Here is a 16934-nt window from a genome sequence, read left to right as displayed (position 1 = left end):
GGACTGGAAAGACGACCCGGGAACGAGATTATTCCAGCGCAGGAAAATTAAATACGCGACGTGGGAATAAACCCGTCGGGCTTTCGTCTGACAGGTCCTTTTCACAGATGGCCGTGAGCCCTGGAGTCTGCAAATGGTTGACCCTTCTTCTGAATCGAGTCGGCCGCCGTTGAGCGCTGCCAGCCTGGCGTTGCGCCTGACCGGCATCGCCGCGGTCGTCGCGGCGCTGGCCGGGGCATTCGCTTACGTGAACGGTACCCTGGACCCGCAACGGCTGACGCCCAAGGCCTTGGTCAACGTGCTGGAAACCAATAACGGGGTTCATCCGGGTTTTCGGCGCAATCACTCCAAAGGTGTCTGTGTTGCGGGCTATTTTGAGAACAGCGGCGAGGCGCGAGCCTACTCCAGCGCGCAGGTGTTCAACGATGCGCGGACGCCGGTGGTGGGCCGTTTTGCACTGCCCAGCGGCAACCCCTACGCACCCGATGGCAGCGTGCCGATCCGCAGCCTGGCGTTGCGTTTTACCCAGTCCGATGGCCAGCAATGGCGCACGGGCATGAACAGCATGCCGGTTTTCCCGGTGGGGACGCCCGAGGCGTTCTTCCAGCTCCAACAGGCCCAGTCGCCGGATCCGGCCACGGGTAAACCGAACCCCGCGGCGATGCCGGCATTTTTTGCCGCGCATCCCGAGGCGATGCCGTTCCTGCATTGGATCAAGACCGCAAAACCGTCGGCCAGCTATGCCACCGAAACTTATAACGGGATTAACGCGTTCTATCTGGTGAACCCCTCGGGGGAGCGCCAGGCGGTGCGCTGGGCGGTAGTACCAACGCGCCAGGACGCGGCTCAGACCACGCCGCCCCAAGGCGCTGACTTCCTTGAGCAGGACCTGACGAAACGCCTGGCTGCCGGGCCACTGCGCTGGCAGCTGAACATTACCCTGGCCAATCCGGGCGACCCGGTCAACGACGCCAGCAAGGCCTGGCCCGGCGACCGCAAGGTGCTCAACGCCGGTACCCTGGTACTGGAGCGCGCCCAGGCGCAGGACAACGGGGATTGCCGCGACATCAACTATGACCCGCTGATCCTGCCCAGTGGCATCGAAGGCTCGGATGATCCGCTGCTGGCCGCCCGCTCGGCAGCCTATGCCAGTTCCTATCTGCGGCGCACCAGCGAAGTCAGCCAATTGCCCGCTACCCAGGAGTCCCGTCAATGAACGCCCCTCGACACTTCGCACCGCTGGCCCGGCTGCTGCACTGGCTGATGGCCCTGATGATCATCGCCATGCTGTTTATCGGCGCAGGCATGGTCGCCTCGGTGTCCGAGCGCCACGAATGGTTGCTCCAGCTGCACAAACCTCTGGGCATCGCGATTCTGTTGCTGGTGATCGTGCGCCTGGTGGTGCGCTTCACTCGCCGTACGCCGCCGCTGCCAGCCGATCTGCCGGGGTGGCAGGTATTGGCGGCCAAGGCCTCGCATGTCTTGCTGTACGCCTTGATGCTGATCCTGCCGCTGTTGGGCTGGAGCATGATTTCGGCAGCAGGCGACCCGGTGATGCTTAGCGAATCGCTGCGGTTGCCCTCCATCCTGCCAGCGGATGCCCAGACTTTTGCGTGGCTGCGCAAGGCCCATGGCTACCTGGCCTATCTGTTGTTCCTGACCGTGCTGGTGCATCTGGCGGCGGCGCTGTTCCATGGGTGGGTGCGCCGGGATGAGGTGTTGGGCAGCATGTTGCGCGGCAAGGAATGACGCATAACCCGTGGCGAGGGAGCTTGCTCCCGCTCGGCGGCGCAGCCGTCGTAAAACCGGCTGACGCGATATGTCTGAAAAACTGCATCGAGCCATTCGGGGTGGCTACGCCACCCAGCGGGAGCAAGCTCCCTCGCCACGGGGAGCGGGGCGCCGGGGAATCTCAGCGCAATTCGTCGATGATGTCCTCGACCGTGCTCAGCACGTCCTTGCCCAGTTGCATTGAGCGTTTGCCGGACCAGCCCGTGCGTGGGTTCGGGTGGTCGTCGTGGTCCTTGAACGGCATTTCCAGGGTCAGGGACAGGCAATCATATTTTTGCCCGACGGCGTTGCAGGCCAAGGTCATGTTGGCCTGGCCCGGTTCGTCGCGGGTGTAGCCATGGGCGGTCTGGAAGTCCTTGGTCTGGTGCTTGAGGCGGCTGCGAAAGCGCTCTTCGAGTTCGGCGATGCGTGGCGTATAACCAGGGTTGCCTTCGCAACCGGCGGTGAAGACGTGGGGTATCTCTTCGTCACCGTGGACATCGAGGAACAGATCGACGCCGTACTTTTCCATCTGCTGCTGTACGAAATAGACCTCGGGGCTGATTTGCGGACTGGCGCTCTGCCAGGCCCGGTTGAGGTCCTGGCCCATCGCGTTGGTGCGCAGGTGCCCGTGGAACGCGCCATCCGGATTCATGTTCGGCACCAGGTACAGATCGGCCTTGGCGAGCAAACGGTTCAGCTGGGCGTCGTCCTGGTGCTGGAGACGTTCGATTACTCCCTCCATGAACCACTCGGCCATGTGCTCGCCGGGGTGCTGCTGCGCAATGATCCAGATCTTGCGTCGGCCCTCGGCACCGCTGCCTTTGCGCAGCAATTGAATATCACGGCCCTCGACGCTTTTGCCGGTCGCCAGCAGTTCGGTACCGGCCTTGTGCTGCGCCTGTTCGATCAGCCAGTCGTGACGGCCGCGGCTGTAGGGTTCGAAATAGGCAAACCAGGCGTGGGGCTGTTCGGCTTCCAGATGAAAGCGCAGGGCATCGCCCTCGAATTGCGTAGGAATACGGAACCAGTTGACGTGATCGTAGGACGCTACGGCTTGGTAGCCTGTCCACGCCTTGTTGTAGGACGATTGGCTGGCGTTGAGCAGGCGGAAGGAATATTCCTGGCCGACGTGCAGGCCACTGGCCTTGAAATGAAACCATTGGAAATGCGCGCTTCGGGTGTCTGGCCTGATTTTCAGCAGCGACTGCAACGGGCTGCTGATGTCCACGACGTCAATATTGCCACTGTCGAAGTTGGCGCTGATATCAAAGGAAGATTTAGCCACGGTCACGGTTCCGGTAGAGGATCTTGTGGCCGTTACTTTACACGCAGGACGGGCGAACCGGGACGATTAGCGCCATGAAAAGAAGGGGGCGCCCTCCCTGGACGCAGAAGCAGATTAGACAGTCGCTGAATGATTCTCAAGTGCTGACTGTCGTTCATTTACTCTGTTGCAGCGCAGATGCTTTGGCGAGCGAAGTGCGTTTGCTATCATCGCCGTCATCGAATCAGCAGCATCCAAAGACTTCATTAGCCTGAAGCCATAAGCCGAAAAATCGGCAAAAAAAGACCCGGCAAAAAGCCGGGTCAAAAACCGTGATTAGCCTGATGAGGAGATATTCCAGAGGTCCGACCTAAGGTCCTCTGGGCTATCGACTGATCTCGCGACCAGCTGATGCAATAATAATCATTATCATTTGCAAGTCAAATGTTTTTATTGCCTCAATTGGAAATTATTTCTCGTGGCCCGCGTTCGCGGCGTCATTTCAAGCGTTGCGGCTAGCGTGCCGGGTAGCCGTCCAGGGTCCGGTCGAGCATGACCTTGACCAGGTCGATCATATGCACCACCGAAAATGCCAGGTCACGGCTCGGGCCGTTCAATCGGCTGGCGGATTCGTGGGCGGTAGCGGCTGCACAACGTAGCAGGTCGCAAGCATGAACCAGGGCTTCCTCCCCACTGATGTTTCGGTTGACGTCGAAGAAGCGATGTTCCGCCGGGTTGTCGGCAATATCCGGTTTCAGGTAGTGGTCCAGGGCGCGTTTGGCCGCCGGACAATCCTGAAGCGACGAAAATGGGTTGTTCGAGGGGGCTGCGGGCTCATCGTTGTTGGGCTTGTCCATGATGTCGAGTTTCTCCGTGCGGGTTTGGAAATCCTGATCCCAGCTTAGTACTCGGCGTAATTGTGACGATAATTTAAATACTACAACTTGTGTTTTGCTGGACGGCGTCAGCCACGTATCGTGCCGCTCATGGATAAATGGATAGAGTTGGTCAAGGCCAGGATGAAGGAGCAGCACATCACGCAAGTGGTGCTCGCAGAGCGTCTGGGGATGTCTCAGGGTGGGGTCGGCCATTGGCTGACCAAGCGCCGACAACCCAGTCTTGGAGACATGAACCGGGTGCTGCAGGAGCTGGGGCTGGAGTTCCTCGAGGTGGCAATGGTGATCCGCGAGCCGGACACTTCCACCGACGAGGGGATGGCCCTGGCGCAGAAGTACAACCCGTACTTTCGCTACCCGGTCAGTGACTGGCGCGACATCGGTCTCGTTCGCGAAGAGAATGTCGCGGACTACGGCCAGCCGCGCTATGAGCTGACGGATTACCATGCACGGGGCGACGCGTTCTGGCTGGTGGTGATGGGGGATGCGATGACGGCGCCAAGCGGCTTGAGCATTCCCGAGGGCATGTCGATCCTGGTGGATCAGGCGATCGAAGCGGTGCCCGGCAAACTGGTGATTGCCCGATTGCCAGGCAGCAGCGAAGCGACTTTCCGCAAGTTGATGGAAGAGAGCGGGCAGCGTTACCTGGTTCCGCTCAATCCGACTTATCCGAAAACCCTGTTTACCGACCAATGCCGCATCATCGGCGTGGTCGTACAGGCAACCATCAGATTCTGACTGGATCGGCCCGGAAACCGGGCCGAATGTCTATTCTTCCAGTTCCACCAGCGCGCTGCCCTCGCTGACCATCTCTCCCTCCTGGCAATACACCGCCTTGATCACGCCAGCCTTGGGCGCGCGGATGCTGTGCTCCATTTTCATCGCCTCCAGCACCACCAGTTGCGCGCCGGCTTCCACCGCCTGGCCAGCGCTCACCAGCACCCGAACGATGCTTCCATTGATGGGGGCGACCAGGCCGCCCTGCTGGCTGTGGCTGGCCTCGGCCGCCGCCAGCGGGTCGTAGGAGTCGACTCGATACAGATCGCCCTTCCATTGCAAGTAGAGACTGTCGCCGTGGCGAATGGCTCGATGTTCGCGGCGCACACCGTTGTGCTCGATGATCAAGTGCTCGCCCCTGAGCTCGGCGCCGCGACCAGCAACATCCAGCGTCACGGCGCGGTCCTGGCCATCGCAACTCAGGTGCAGGGTGATTTCCGCTGGCAGCCCCAGGCGCAGCCCGGCGGTAGCGGCCCATGGCGAGTTGCTGTCATCGGCGCGGACACGTGGCGTCAGGTTCAAGGCGAAACCCTGGGCCGCAGCGCGCCAGAAATCGTCGTCCAGTTCGCCCGGCTCCGGCAACAATTGCGCCTGGTAACGCGGGATGAAACCGGTGTCCAGTTCCGCCGCCGCGAAGGCGGGGTGAGCGATGATACGGCGGAGAAAACCGATGTTGGTTTTCAGCCCGCCGATGGCGAACTCATCGAGCATGGCCAACAACCGCAAACGTGCCTGTTCACGGTTTTCCCCCCAGGCAATCAACTTGCCGAGCATCGGGTCGTAGAAGGGCGAGATCTCATCGCCTTCGTCAACACCACTGTCTACCCGGCGACCTGGGCCTTCGGCCGACTCGCGATACAGCGACAAGCGCCCCGTGGCGGGAAGAAAATCATTGGCCGGATCTTCGGCGTACAGACGTACTTCGATGGCGTGACCCAGCAGCGGCACCTGCTCCTGGGTGATCGGCAATGGCTCGCCCTGGGCGACGCGGATTTGCCAGGCTACCAGGTCGAGCCCGGTAATCGCTTCGGTCACCGGATGCTCGACCTGCAGCCGGGTATTCATTTCCATGAAGAAGAATTCGCCTCGCGAATCCAGCAGAAACTCCACCGTACCCGCGCCGACATAGCCGATCGCCTTGGCCGCCCGTACGGCGGCTTCGCCCATCGCCCGGCGCAATTCCTGGCTCAGGCCCGGCGCCGATGCCTCCTCCACGACCTTCTGATGGCGACGCTGGATCGAGCAGTCGCGTTCGTTGAGATACAGGCAGTTGCCGTGCCGGTCGGCGAACACCTGGATTTCCACGTGGCGTGGCTTGAGCAGGTATTTTTCCACCAGCATTCGCGCATCGCTGAACGAGGACTGCGCCTCGCGCTGCGCGGAGGCCAATGCCTCGGCCAGTTGGCTGACCTCCTCGACGACCTTCATGCCCTTGCCGCCGCCGCCTGCCGTGGCCTTGAGCAGCACCGGATAACCGATGCGCTCGGCGGCGGCGCGGAACGTCTCCAGATCCTGGGCTTCACCGTGATAGCCGGGTACCAGCGGCACGCCGGCGGTTTCCATCAAGGCCTTGGCGGCGGACTTGCTGCCCATGGCTTCGATGGCCGAGGCGGGTGGGCCGAGAAAGATCAACCCGGCATTTTCGATGGCCCTGGCGAACCCGGCATTCTCGGAAAGAAAACCGTAGCCTGGGTGGATAGCCTGGGCGCCACTGGCTTGCGCCGCAGCGATCAGTTTGTCGATTTGCAAATAGCTGTCGGCGGCCTTGCTGCCGCCCAGATCGACACGCACGTCGGCTTCCCGGCTATGACGCGCGTCACGGTCGGTGGCGCTGTGCACCGCAACGGTGGTCAGGCCCATGGCCTTGGCCGTGCGCATGACGCGGCAGGCGATTTCGCCGCGGTTGGCGACCAACAGGGTAGTGAGGGCAGGGGCGCTCATCGACGCGGCTCCTTGTGGTTGGACTCGGCTTGCCAGCTCGGCGGTCGTTTTTGCAGGAACGCCCGCAGGCCTTCCTGGCCTTCGGGGCTGACCCGTATCCGCGCGATGGCATTTTCGGTGTAGCGCCGCAACGCCGGGGTCAACGCACCGTTGCCGACTTCGCGCAGCAGTTCCTTGCTGGCGCGCATGGCCGCCGGACTGTTGAGCAGCAGGTTGTCGATCCACTTGCCGAGCTGATCATCCAGGGTCTCGGCCGGGTAACTGTCCGCCAGCAAACCGATTTCCTTCGCCCGTTGCCCACCGAAACGTTCAGCCGTCAGGGCGTAACGCCGTGCCGCCCGTTCGCCGATGGCCTGCACCACGAATGGGCTGATCACGGCCGGCGCCAGGCCGATGCGTACTTCGGACAGGCAGAACTGCGCATCATCGGCACCGATGGCCATGTCACAGGCGCTGATCAAACCCAGCGCGCCGCCGAATGCCGCGCCCTGGACAACGGCGAGTGTCGGGATCTTCAGCTTGGCCAGGTTGTACATCAGCTCCGCCAGTTCCCGAGCGTCGTCGAGGTTGGTGTGGTAATCGAGTTCGGCCGATTGCTGCATCCAGGTCAGGTCGGCGCCGGCGCTGAAGTGTTTGCCACGACCACGGATCAGCAGGAAGCGCAGGGTCGGATCGCTGCCGACCTGGTCCAGGGCGAGGATCAGCTCGCGGATCATCTCGGCGTTGAACGCGTTGTTTTTCGACTCGCGGTCGAGCCACAAGGTGGCGAAGCCGCGCGGGTCCATCTGCAATTGGAGCGTGTTGTAATGATTCATGGGCGTTCCCCGGTTACATCCTGAACACGCCGAAGCGGCTCGGTTCGATGGGCGCGTTCAGCGACGCGGACAAGGCCAGGCCCAGCACATCGCGCGTCTGCGCCGGGTCAATGACGCCGTCATCCCACAGCCGCGCGCTGGAATAGTAGGGATGCCCCTGTTCTTCGTACTGGTCGAGGATCGGTTGCTTGATCTCGACCTCCTGAACTGCGCTGAACGGCTGGCCGCTGCGTTCGGCCTGTTCGCGTTTGACCTGCACCAGCACGCCGGCCGCCTGTTCGGCGCCCATCACGCCGATCCGCGCATTCGGCCACATCCACAAAAAGCGCGGGTCATAGGCGCGGCCGCACATGCCGTAGTTACCGGCGCCGAAACTGCCGCCGATGATCACGGTGAATTTCGGCACTCGGGCGCAGGCCACCGCGGTCACCAGTTTTGCGCCGTGTTTGGCGATGCCGCCGGCTTCGTATTTCTGACCGACCATGAAGCCGGTGATGTTCTGCAGGAACAACAGCGGTATGCCGCGCTGGCAGGCCAGTTCGATGAAGTGCGCGCCTTTTTGTGCGGCCTCGGCGAACAGGATGCCGTTGTTGGCCAGGATGGCGACCGGGTAACCGTGCAAGTGGGCGAAACCGCACACCAGGGTCGTTCCGAACAGGGCTTTGAACTCGTCGAACACCGAGCCGTCCACCAGACGTGCGATCACTTCCCGCACGTCGAATGGCTGCTTCGCGTCGGCCGAAACCACGCCGTACAGCTCCTCACTCGAATACAGCGGGGCGATGGGCGCGCGTTGCTGCACATCACCGAGCTTGCGCCAGTTGAGGTTGGCCACGCTGCGACGGGCCAGCGCCAGGGCGTGTTCGTCGCTGTCGGCGTAATGGTCGGCGACACCGGAAATCTTGCAGTGCACGTCGGCGCCGCCCAGGTCCTCGGCACTGACCACCTCTCCAGTCGCCGCTTTTACCAACGGCGGGCCGGCGAGGAAAATCGTTGCCTGCTGGCGGACCATGATCGCCTCGTCCGCCATCGCCGGCACGTACGCGCCGCCAGCGGTGCAGGAACCCATGACCACGGCAATTTGCGGGATGCCCTGGGCACTCATGTTGGCCTGGTTGAAGAAGATCCGGCCAAAATGCTCACGGTCGGGGAACACCTCGTCCTGTCGCGGCAGGTTGGCACCGCCGGAATCCACCAGGTAGATGCAGGGCAGGCGGTTCTGTTGGGCGATGGTCTGGGCGCGCAGGTGTTTTTTCACCGTCAGCGGGTAATACGAACCACCTTTGACGGTCGCGTCGTTGGCGACAATCATGCATTCGACGCCTTCCACGCGGCCGATCCCGGCGATCACGCCGGCGGCCGGAACGTCTTCGCCGTACACCTCGTAAGCCGCCAGCGGACTGATCTCCAGGAACGGCGAACCCGGGTCGAGCAAGCGATTGATGCGTTCCCTGGGCAACAATTTGCCCCGTGAGGTATGCCGTTCCTGGGCCTTGGCTCCGCCGCCTTGCTGGACGTGGGCGAGCAAGGTACGCAGCGCCTCGACCTGGCCGAGCATTGCGTTGCGGTTGGCGCTGAATTCCGGTGAGCGTGGGTTGAGCTGAGTGTGCAGCGTGGCCATGGTCAGCTCCGTTAGCGGGTTTCGTTGAACAGTTCGCGGCCGATCAGCATCCGTCGGATCTCACTGGTGCCGGCGCCGATTTCATACAGCTTGGCGTCACGAAGCAGGCGCCCGGCCGGGAATTCATTGATATAGCCATTGCCGCCCAGGATCTGGATGGCATCGAGGGCCATTTGCGTCGCGCGTTCGGCGCTGTAGAGAATCACCCCGGCGGCGTCCTTGCGCGTGGTTTCGCCGCGCTCGCAGGCCTGGGCCACCGCATACAGGTAGGCGCGGCTGGCGTTGAGCTGGGTGTACATATCCGCAACCTTGCCCTGGATCAGCTGGAATTCGCCAATGCTCTGGCCGAACTGCTTGCGATCATGGATATAGGGCACGATCAGGTCCATGCAGGCCTGCATGATTCCGGTCGGGCCGCCGGACAAGACCACGCGTTCATAATCGAGGCCACTCATCAGGACCTTCACGCCACCATTGAGTACGCCGAGGATGTTTTCTTCCGGCACCTCGACGTCGTCGAAAAACAGCTCACAGGTGTTGGAGCCGCGCATGCCGAGCTTGTCGAACTTGTTGCTGCGGCTGAAGCCTTTCCAGTCGCGTTCGACGATGAACGCGGTAATGCCGTGGGCGCCTTTTTCCAGGTCGGTCTTGGCGTAGATCACATAGGTGTTGGCGTCAGGCCCGTTGGTGATCCAGGTCTTGCTGCCGTTGAGAACGTAGCGGTCGCCGCGTTTGTCTGCGCGCAGTTTCATCGAGACCACATCGGAGCCGGCGTTCGGTTCGCTCATGGCCAGGGCGCCGATGTGTTCGCCGCTGATCAGCTTGGGCAGGTATCTGGTTTTCTGCTCATGGTTGCCGTTGCGATTGATCTGGTTGACGCACAGGTTGGAGTGGGCGCCGTAGGAGAGGGCGACCGAGGCCGAGCCGCGGCTGATTTCTTCCATCGCCACCACATGGGCCAGATAACCCAGGCCAGCGCCGCCATATTCTTCCGGGACGGTGATGCCCAGCAGGCCCATGTCGCCGAACTTGCGCCACATATCGGCGGGGAACAGATTGTCGATGTCGATCTGCGCCGCCCGAGGCGCCAACTCTGCCTTGACGAAGGATTGCACCTGGTCGCGCAACATATCGATAGTTTCGCCGAGGGCAAAATTCAGGGATGGGTAGGTCATGGGACACCTTTTGGATTTTTTGTCGGGTGCGGGGAGCGGCGGGAGCGCTCTCACCTTTACGTTAACGTAAGCGCGCGACCCATGGCTGTCAATCGCTCTTTACGTTAACGTCAACTTGGGCCAGAGTAAGGCCGCTTGAACAGCTTTCGAAGTCGTGAGATTCCACCGATACACCCACTAATAAAGACAACAGGGGGCGTCATGGATCAACCCGGTTCGCATACGCAACTCAGCTATACCTGCGGTTCCCAGGCCAAGGCCTTGCTGGCCCAAACCATCGGCGAGGCGTTTGACCAGACGGTGACCGACTTTCCTGACGGCGAAGCGCTGGTGGTTCGCCACCAATCATTGCGCTACAGCTGGCGCGAATTGGCCGCGGCGGTCGATTTGCACGCCCGGGCCATGCTCGCGCTGGGTTTGGAAACCGGCGATCGGCTAGGCATATGGGCACCCAATTGCGCGCAGTGGTGCATTACCCAGTTTGCCAGCGCGAAGATCGGCGTGATCCTCGTCAACATCAACCCGGCCTATCGGGCCTCGGAACTGGAGTATGTGCTCAAGCAGTCCGGATGCCGCTGGCTGGTGTGTGCGGGGGCTTTCAAGACTTCGGATTACCACGCCATGTTGCAGGCATTGGCGCCGGAACTGGCAGAGCAATCGATCGGCCAACTGCGAAGCGAATGCTTGCCGGATCTGCGCGGCGTGATCAGCCTCGATTCCCAGCCGCCTTCAGGCTTCCTGCCCTGGTCGCAGCTGGCCGACCTCGGTGCAGCCATCTCGCCTGGGCAATTGGCCGAGCGCCAGGGCAGCCTGCATTTCGAGCAGCCGGTGAATATCCAGTACACCTCCGGCACCACCGGATTTCCCAAGGGCGCGACCCTCAGTCACCGGAACATTCTCAACAACGGTTACATGGTCGGTGAAAGCCTCGGCCTGACCGCCGACGATCGTCTGGTGATCCCGGTGCCGTTGTATCACTGCTTCGGCATGGTCATGGGTAACCTGGGGTGCATGACCCACGGCAGTACCATGATCTACCCCAACGATGCCTTCGATCCGTTGCTGACGCTACGGACCGTGGCCGAAGAAAGAGCCACCGCGCTGTACGGCGTCCCCACCATGTTCATCGCCATGCTGGACCAGCCGCAGCGCGGGGATTTCGACCTGTCCAGCCTGCGCACCGGGATCATGGCCGGAGCCACCTGTCCGATCGAGGTGATGCGGCGGGTCATCAGCGAGATGCACATGGCCCAAGTGCAGATTGCCTACGGCATGACGGAAACCAGCCCGGTGTCGTTGCAGACCGGTCCCACGGATGAACTGGAGTTGCGCGTCACCACCGTTGGGCGTACCCAGCCGCAACTGGAGAGCAAGATCATCGACGGGAACGGCGAGGTTGTCCCTCGCGGCACCATCGGCGAATTGTGCACGCGCGGTTACAGCGTGATGCTCGGCTACTGGAACAACCCCAAGGGCACGGCCGAGGCGATCGATGCGCAGGGCTGGATGCACACCGGCGACCTGGCGAGCATGGATGAGCAGGGTTACGTCTGTATCGTCGGACGGAACAAGGACATGATCATCCGTGGCGGCGAGAATGTTTATCCCCGGGAGCTGGAGGAGTTCTTTTTCACCCATCCCGCAGTGGCAGATGTGCAGGTGATCGGCATTCCATGCCCGCGCTACGGTGAAGAGATCGTGGCCTGGATCAAACTCCATCCCGGCCACAGCGTCACCGAGGAGCAGTTGCAAGCGTGGTGCAAGGAACGCATCGCTCACTTCAAGACACCGCGTCATTTCAAATTTGTCGAGCAGTTCCCGATGACGGTTACCGGCAAGATCCAGAAATTTCGCATGCGCGAAATCAGCATCGAAGAGCTGCGCAATTACCAGGGCCAACCACAATCCTAGTGTGGGAGCGAGCCTGCTCGCGAAAGCGGTGTGTCATTCAAGCTGCCATGGTGTGACACATCGCCTTCTGAGCCCATGGAAGGAAACCAAACCCCAGACAGCACAAAGGGGAGCCGAAGCTCCCCTTTAATTTTGTCGTCGCGTGCTCTTTTTTTATTATTGAGGGGCGGCCTGTTGTTGTTTTTGGCAGCCGTGACCCTTTACCGCTGTTTTTGGCGATCCCCATCCGGGATCAAGAGCAAACGTATTTTTTTGAGCGCTGATCTGCTTTTTCGCCTTGCGATCCAACCGATTCGGGAGCTACCTGGAGGTAGTTTTATTATTCTCTGCCCGGTTGCGGGTTGCTCCTGGAAGCACCCTGAAAAGCACATCTTCTCCAAAAAAATCTGTTAGCTGCGTCTCTGCCGTGTTGTTTTTGTTATGTCAGAGTCGTTTCGTCTTGTTTTTATTGGGTTTGTCGCTTTTTTTTATTCTTGTTGTACTGGAGATATAGCAGGTGCCGTGCCAACTTTTAGAAATCCTTTTAAATCAATGGATTAGGTTATTTGGCTGAAAACTCGGCACGACGATTCCAGACAAATTGTTTCCGTGTTACTCGTTTCGCCCCCGTTACAAGCGGGGCGGTAACACCTCATCGCGCCAAGCGCGCCTTGGCCACGCGCGAACCGGTCGAGCGACCCAGCACGTCGCAGATCTGCCGGCCCGCGGCGACGAGTGCATCCAGATTAATGCCGGTCTCGATGCCGAGGCCGTTGAGCAGGTACAGCACGTCTTCCGTGGCGACGTTACCGCTGGCGCCCTTGGCATAAGGGCAGCCGCCCAGGCCGGCGATTGAGCTGTCGAACACGGCGACACCTTCCAGCAAGCTGGCGTAGACGTTGGCCATGGCCTGGCCATAGGTGTCATGGAAATGTCCCGCCAGTTTTTCCCGGGGCACGTCCGCGCCGACTACCTCGAACATCCTGCGCGTTGCACCGGCGGTGCCTGTGCCGATGGTGTCGCCGAGGGACACCTCGTAACAGCCCATGGCGTACAGCTCCCGTGCGACCCACGCGACCTGCTCGGGCTTGACCTCGCCCTCATAGGGGCAGCCCAGCACGCAGGACACATAGCCGCGCACGCTGACGCCGCTGTGCTTCGCCGCCTCCATGATCGGTGCGAAGCGTTCCAGGCTTTCCTTGATCGAACAATTGATGTTGCGCTGGGAAAACGCTTCGGACGCCGCGGCGAATACAGCGACCTCCTTGACCCCCGCCGCCAGTGCGTCCTCGAAACCCCGCAGGTTCGGTGCCAGGGCGCCATAGATCACGCCGGGCTTGCGCTGGATCTGCGCAAATACCTCGGCCGAACCGGCCATCTGCGGCACCCACTTGGGCGAGACAAAACTGCCGACTTCGATGTAACCCAGGCCCGCATCGCTCAGGGCGTCAACCAGACGCACCTTGTCCGCCACGCTGATGGGTTGGGATTCATTCTGCAGGCCGTCGCGGGGGCCGACTTCGATCAAACGTACAAAGGAGGGGAGGGACATGGGGATTGACCTGTGGTGAGTTGCCAACTATCCGGGACCAATGACGAACCCTTGTGGGAGCGAGCCTGCTCGCGATAGCGGTATGACAGTCAATTCGATGTTGCCAGTCATATCGCCATCGCGAGCAGGCTCGCTCCCACAGGGGACGTGTCGTATTACTGGACGACTTCCTCGCCTTTGATCGTCTGCTCCAGCGCCTGGATGCAACGTTCTTCGGCGGTGTCGAGCTCCAGCTTCATCTGTTCGATATCCAGCAACTGCTGTTCGAGCTGTTCGCGCCGTTCGGCGATTTTCGCCAGCATGCTGTGCAGTTGTTTCTGATTGCCGCTGCTGGGGTCGTAGAGTTCGATCAACTCACGGCACTCGGCGAGAGAGAAACCGATGCGCTTGCCTCGCAGGATCAGTTTCAGGCTGACCTTGTCTCGCGGCGAGTAGATACGTTCCTGACCACGGCGCTCCGGGCGCAACAGACCCTGTTCTTCATAGAAGCGGATGGCGCGGGTGGTGATATCCAATTCGCGGGCGAGGTCGGAGATGCTGTAGGTCTGGCTGCTCATGGAAGCGCTCGAAACGAAAGGGGTTGGCGCTAAGCTAATGGCAGGTTAACGTTCACGTCAAGCAGGCCCCCTGCAAACCTGTGGGAGCGAGCTTGCTCGCGATAGCAGTGGATCAGCTTGCATCAATGTTGAATGAACCGCCGCCATCGCGAGCAAGCTCGCTCCCACAATTTGGGATCAGACCCGTTTGATCGGCTAAACCTTATCAAGCTTCTTCTCATGCGCCGTCACCTGCTGGCACAGCTCGATCATCTGCTCGCGCATCCAGCGGTTGGCCGGGTCCTGGTCGGTGCTTTCGTGCCAGTAGAGATGGGTTTCCACCGGCGGCACATCATTGACGGGCAACAGGAACGCATGCAGATCGTGGCGACGGGCGAAACGTTCGGGAACGGTCATGACCATGTCGGTCTGCTGGAGCACCTGGGAAGCCATCAGATAATGCTGCGAGCGCAGGGCGATCTTGCGCTGGATGCCCATCTTGCCCAATGCCAGGTCGACATAACCGAGGCCGTTGCGGCGGCTGGAGATATGTACATGGGTCTGCGCCAGGTAATCATCCAGGCTGAGTTTTTCCTTGCCCGCCAACGGGTGGCCCTTGCGCATGGCACACACGTAGCGATCTTCCATCAGCTTGACGTGGCGCACCTGCGGATCGGTATTGAGTGGAGCATCAACCGCGAAATCCAGGCGCCCGGCGGCCAGCTCCTTGGTGGTTTCCCGACGCTTGGACAGGAAACTCTCGATGGCCACGGTCGGCGCCAGGCGGCGCAGGCGCTGGAACAGCGGCGGCAGGATCACGCCCTCGGTGAGGTCGGTCATGCTGATGCGATAGGTCTTGACGGCTTGCAGCGGGTTGAAGATCCGGCTTTCCTGCACCGACACCCGGAGCAGCGACAGGGCGTTGCGCACCGGTCCGATAATATTCTGGGCCATCGGCGTGGGCACCATGCCTTGGGCAGTACGCACGAACAGCGGGTCGTTGAACGTCTCGCGCAAACGCGCCAGGGCGTTGGACACCGCAGGTTGAGTGATGCCGACGATCTGCCCGGCCCGGGTCAGGTTGGCTTCGGTGTAGATCGCATCAAAGACAATGAAAAGGTTGAGGTCGACCTTGCTCAGATTCATGGCGCTGCACTCTTGTTCTTGGGCTTGTTGTGAGGTGCCGGAAGGCGATGCGAATCAGTGAACCATATATCGGTGATGAATGTTAATACACGCCGAGAATAGGTTAGGTAAATTTTCGTAGCTGAACTAGCATCGATTTCATGACCTAAAAACAACCTCTGCCAAGAAGGTGCTGCCCATGGATTTTGCCTACTCCCCCAAGGTTCAGGAACTGCGTGAGCGCGTCACGGCGTTCATGGATGCCTATGTCTACCCGGCCGAGGCCGTGTTCGAACGGCAAGTGGCTGAAGGCGACCGTTGGCAGCCGACTGCGATCATGGAGGAGCTCAAGGCCAAGGCCAAAGCCGAAGGGTTGTGGAATCTGTTCCTGCCCGAGTCCGAGTTGGGGGCCGGCCTGACCAACCTGGAATATGCACCGCTGGCGGAGATCATGGGGCGTTCGCTGCTGGGCCCGGAGCCGTTCAACTGTTCGGCGCCGGACACCGGCAACATGGAAGTGCTGGTGCGTTACGCCAACGAGGAACAAAAGCAGCGCTGGCTCGAACCGCTGCTGCGGGGCGAGATTCGTTCGGCCTTTGCCATGACCGAACCGGACGTTGCTTCGTCGGACGCCACCAACATGGCTGCCCGTGCCGAGCGTGACGGCGATCAATGGGTCATCAACGGCAAGAAATGGTGGACCTCAGGCGCCTGTGACCCACGCTGCAAGATCCTGATCTTCATGGGCCTGAGCAATCCCGACGCACCTCGTCACGCCCAGCACTCAATGATCCTGGTGCCGGTGGACACCCCCGGGGTAAAAATTGTCCGGCCGCTACCGGTGTTCGGCTATGACGATGCACCTCACGGCCACGCCGAAGTGCTGTTCGATAACGTGCGGGTGCCGTACGAAAACGTCTTGCTGGGCGAAGGACGCGGCTTTGAAATTGCCCAGGGTCGCCTCGGGCCGGGCCGGATTCACCACTGCATGCGCTCCATCGGCATGGCCGAGCGCGCATTGGAATTGATGTGCCAGCGCGCCATCAGTCGCACCGCGTTTGGCCAGCCGCTGGCGCGCCTGGGTGGCAACATCGACAAGATCGCCGACTCGCGAATGGAAATCGACATGGCGCGCCTGCTGACCTTGAAGGCGGCGTACATGATGGATACGGTCGGCAATAAAGTGGCCAAAAGCGAAATCGCCCAGATCAAGGTCGTCGCGCCGAACGTGGCCTTGAAAGTCATTGATAGGGCGATCCAGATCCACGGCGGGGCCGGGGTTTCCAACGATTTCCCGCTGGCCTACATGTATGCCATGCAGCGCACGCTGCGCCTGGCTGATGGTCCGGATGAGGTCCACCGGGCGGCTATCGGCAAGTTCGAGATCGGCAAATATGTGCCGAAGGAGATGTTGCGTAGCGGGCGCTGAAGCTCGTTCACGCTGAGACTGCTATCGCGAGCAGGCCCGCTCCCACAGAGGTTCATCGGTGGGCGCATTATTGGCGCTCACCGCAAGCCCCTATGGGAGCAAGCTTGCTCGCGATGGCGGCCTCCAGGTCAACGAATCAG

Annotated in this window: 14 protein-coding genes; 5 read left to right on the top strand and 9 right to left on the bottom strand. The window is 61.1% G+C overall.

Annotated elements, in window-relative coordinates; translation table 11 throughout:
- Positions 1-133 precede the first annotated feature (133 nt).
- Entirely contained in the window at positions 134-1216 is a 1083-nt protein-coding gene (locus J3P91_RS17575) for a catalase family peroxidase (RefSeq protein WP_434601252.1), read from the top strand.
- Positions 1213-1749, top strand: a complete 537-nt coding sequence (locus J3P91_RS17570) for a cytochrome b (RefSeq protein ID WP_434601251.1) — start codon at positions 1213-1215, stop codon at positions 1747-1749. Before J3P91_RS17575 ends, J3P91_RS17570 begins: the two co-directional genes overlap by 4 nt.
- Before the next feature lie 163 nt (positions 1750-1912).
- On the opposite strand, the gene J3P91_RS17565 is transcribed toward J3P91_RS17570, so the two are convergent.
- Positions 1913-3064, bottom strand: coding sequence for a M14 family metallopeptidase (locus J3P91_RS17565; RefSeq protein WP_434601250.1), 1152 nt, complete (start codon positions 3062-3064; stop codon positions 1913-1915).
- Between the two features lie 488 nt (positions 3065-3552).
- A complete protein-coding gene (locus tag J3P91_RS17560; protein WP_434573229.1) occupies positions 3553-3894 on the bottom strand; it encodes a DUF6124 family protein in 342 nt (113 codons plus the stop codon).
- 129 nt (positions 3895-4023) lie between these two features.
- Here J3P91_RS17560 and J3P91_RS17555 point away from each other — a divergent pair, with 129 nt between their 5' ends.
- Positions 4024-4671, top strand: a complete 648-nt coding sequence (locus J3P91_RS17555; RefSeq protein ID WP_434601249.1) for a LexA family protein — start codon at positions 4024-4026, stop codon at positions 4669-4671.
- A gap of 30 nt (positions 4672-4701) precedes the next feature.
- On the opposite strand, the gene J3P91_RS17550 is transcribed toward J3P91_RS17555, so the two are convergent.
- Genes J3P91_RS17550 through J3P91_RS17535 form a run of 4 tightly spaced genes read right to left on the bottom strand, consistent with a single transcriptional unit; the run spans position 4702 to position 10262 of the window.
- On the bottom strand, positions 4702-6651 hold the full coding sequence (locus J3P91_RS17550) for an acetyl/propionyl/methylcrotonyl-CoA carboxylase subunit alpha (protein WP_434601248.1): 1950 nt from the start codon (positions 6649-6651) through the stop codon (positions 4702-4704).
- Positions 6648-7466 (bottom strand): gamma-carboxygeranoyl-CoA hydratase, encoded by an 819-nt coding sequence (locus J3P91_RS17545; protein ID WP_434601247.1) that lies wholly within the window; start codon positions 7464-7466, stop codon positions 6648-6650. The genes J3P91_RS17550 and J3P91_RS17545 overlap by 4 nt, the downstream gene beginning before the upstream one ends.
- A 13-nt stretch (positions 7467-7479) precedes the next feature.
- Positions 7480-9087 carry a carboxyl transferase domain-containing protein gene (locus J3P91_RS17540; protein ID WP_434601246.1) on the bottom strand — a complete coding sequence of 536 codons (1608 nt, stop codon included), beginning with the start codon at positions 9085-9087 and terminating at the stop codon, positions 7480-7482.
- Between the two features lie 11 nt (positions 9088-9098).
- The gene (locus J3P91_RS17535; protein WP_434601245.1) at positions 9099-10262 is read right to left on the bottom strand and encodes an isovaleryl-CoA dehydrogenase; all 1164 of its coding nucleotides are present in this window, start codon (positions 10260-10262) and stop codon (positions 9099-9101) included.
- A gap of 201 nt (positions 10263-10463) precedes the next feature.
- Between J3P91_RS17535 and J3P91_RS17530 the strand changes: the two genes are divergently transcribed.
- A complete protein-coding gene (locus tag J3P91_RS17530; RefSeq protein WP_434601244.1) occupies positions 10464-12173 on the top strand; it encodes an AMP-binding protein in 1710 nt (569 codons plus the stop codon).
- Between the two features lie 631 nt (positions 12174-12804).
- On the opposite strand, the gene J3P91_RS17525 is transcribed toward J3P91_RS17530, so the two are convergent.
- The 3 genes from J3P91_RS17525 to J3P91_RS17515 form a co-directional block, all read right to left on the bottom strand.
- A complete protein-coding gene (locus J3P91_RS17525; protein ID WP_434601243.1) occupies positions 12805-13704 on the bottom strand; it encodes a hydroxymethylglutaryl-CoA lyase in 900 nt (299 codons plus the stop codon).
- Positions 13705-13859: 155 nt separating this feature from the next.
- Entirely contained in the window at positions 13860-14261 is a 402-nt protein-coding gene (locus J3P91_RS17520) for a MerR family transcriptional regulator (protein WP_305500139.1), read from the bottom strand.
- A 195-nt stretch (positions 14262-14456) separates the two neighbouring features.
- Positions 14457-15386: a LysR family transcriptional regulator gene (locus J3P91_RS17515; protein ID WP_434573242.1), complete on the bottom strand. Its 930-nt coding sequence runs from the start codon at positions 15384-15386 to the stop codon at positions 14457-14459.
- Between the two features lie 178 nt (positions 15387-15564).
- Between J3P91_RS17515 and J3P91_RS17510 the strand changes: the two genes are divergently transcribed.
- Positions 15565-16794, top strand: coding sequence for an acyl-CoA dehydrogenase (locus J3P91_RS17510; RefSeq protein WP_434601242.1), 1230 nt, complete (start codon positions 15565-15567; stop codon positions 16792-16794).
- Positions 16795-16934: the final 140 nt, after the last annotated feature.

Source organism: Pseudomonas sp. Z4-7 (genome assembly GCF_051131965.1).
Classification (GTDB): Bacteria; Pseudomonadota; Gammaproteobacteria; order Pseudomonadales; family Pseudomonadaceae; genus Aquipseudomonas.
The sequence above is the reverse complement of the archived record's forward strand: the minus strand, read 5'-3'. Positions and strand labels throughout refer to the sequence as shown.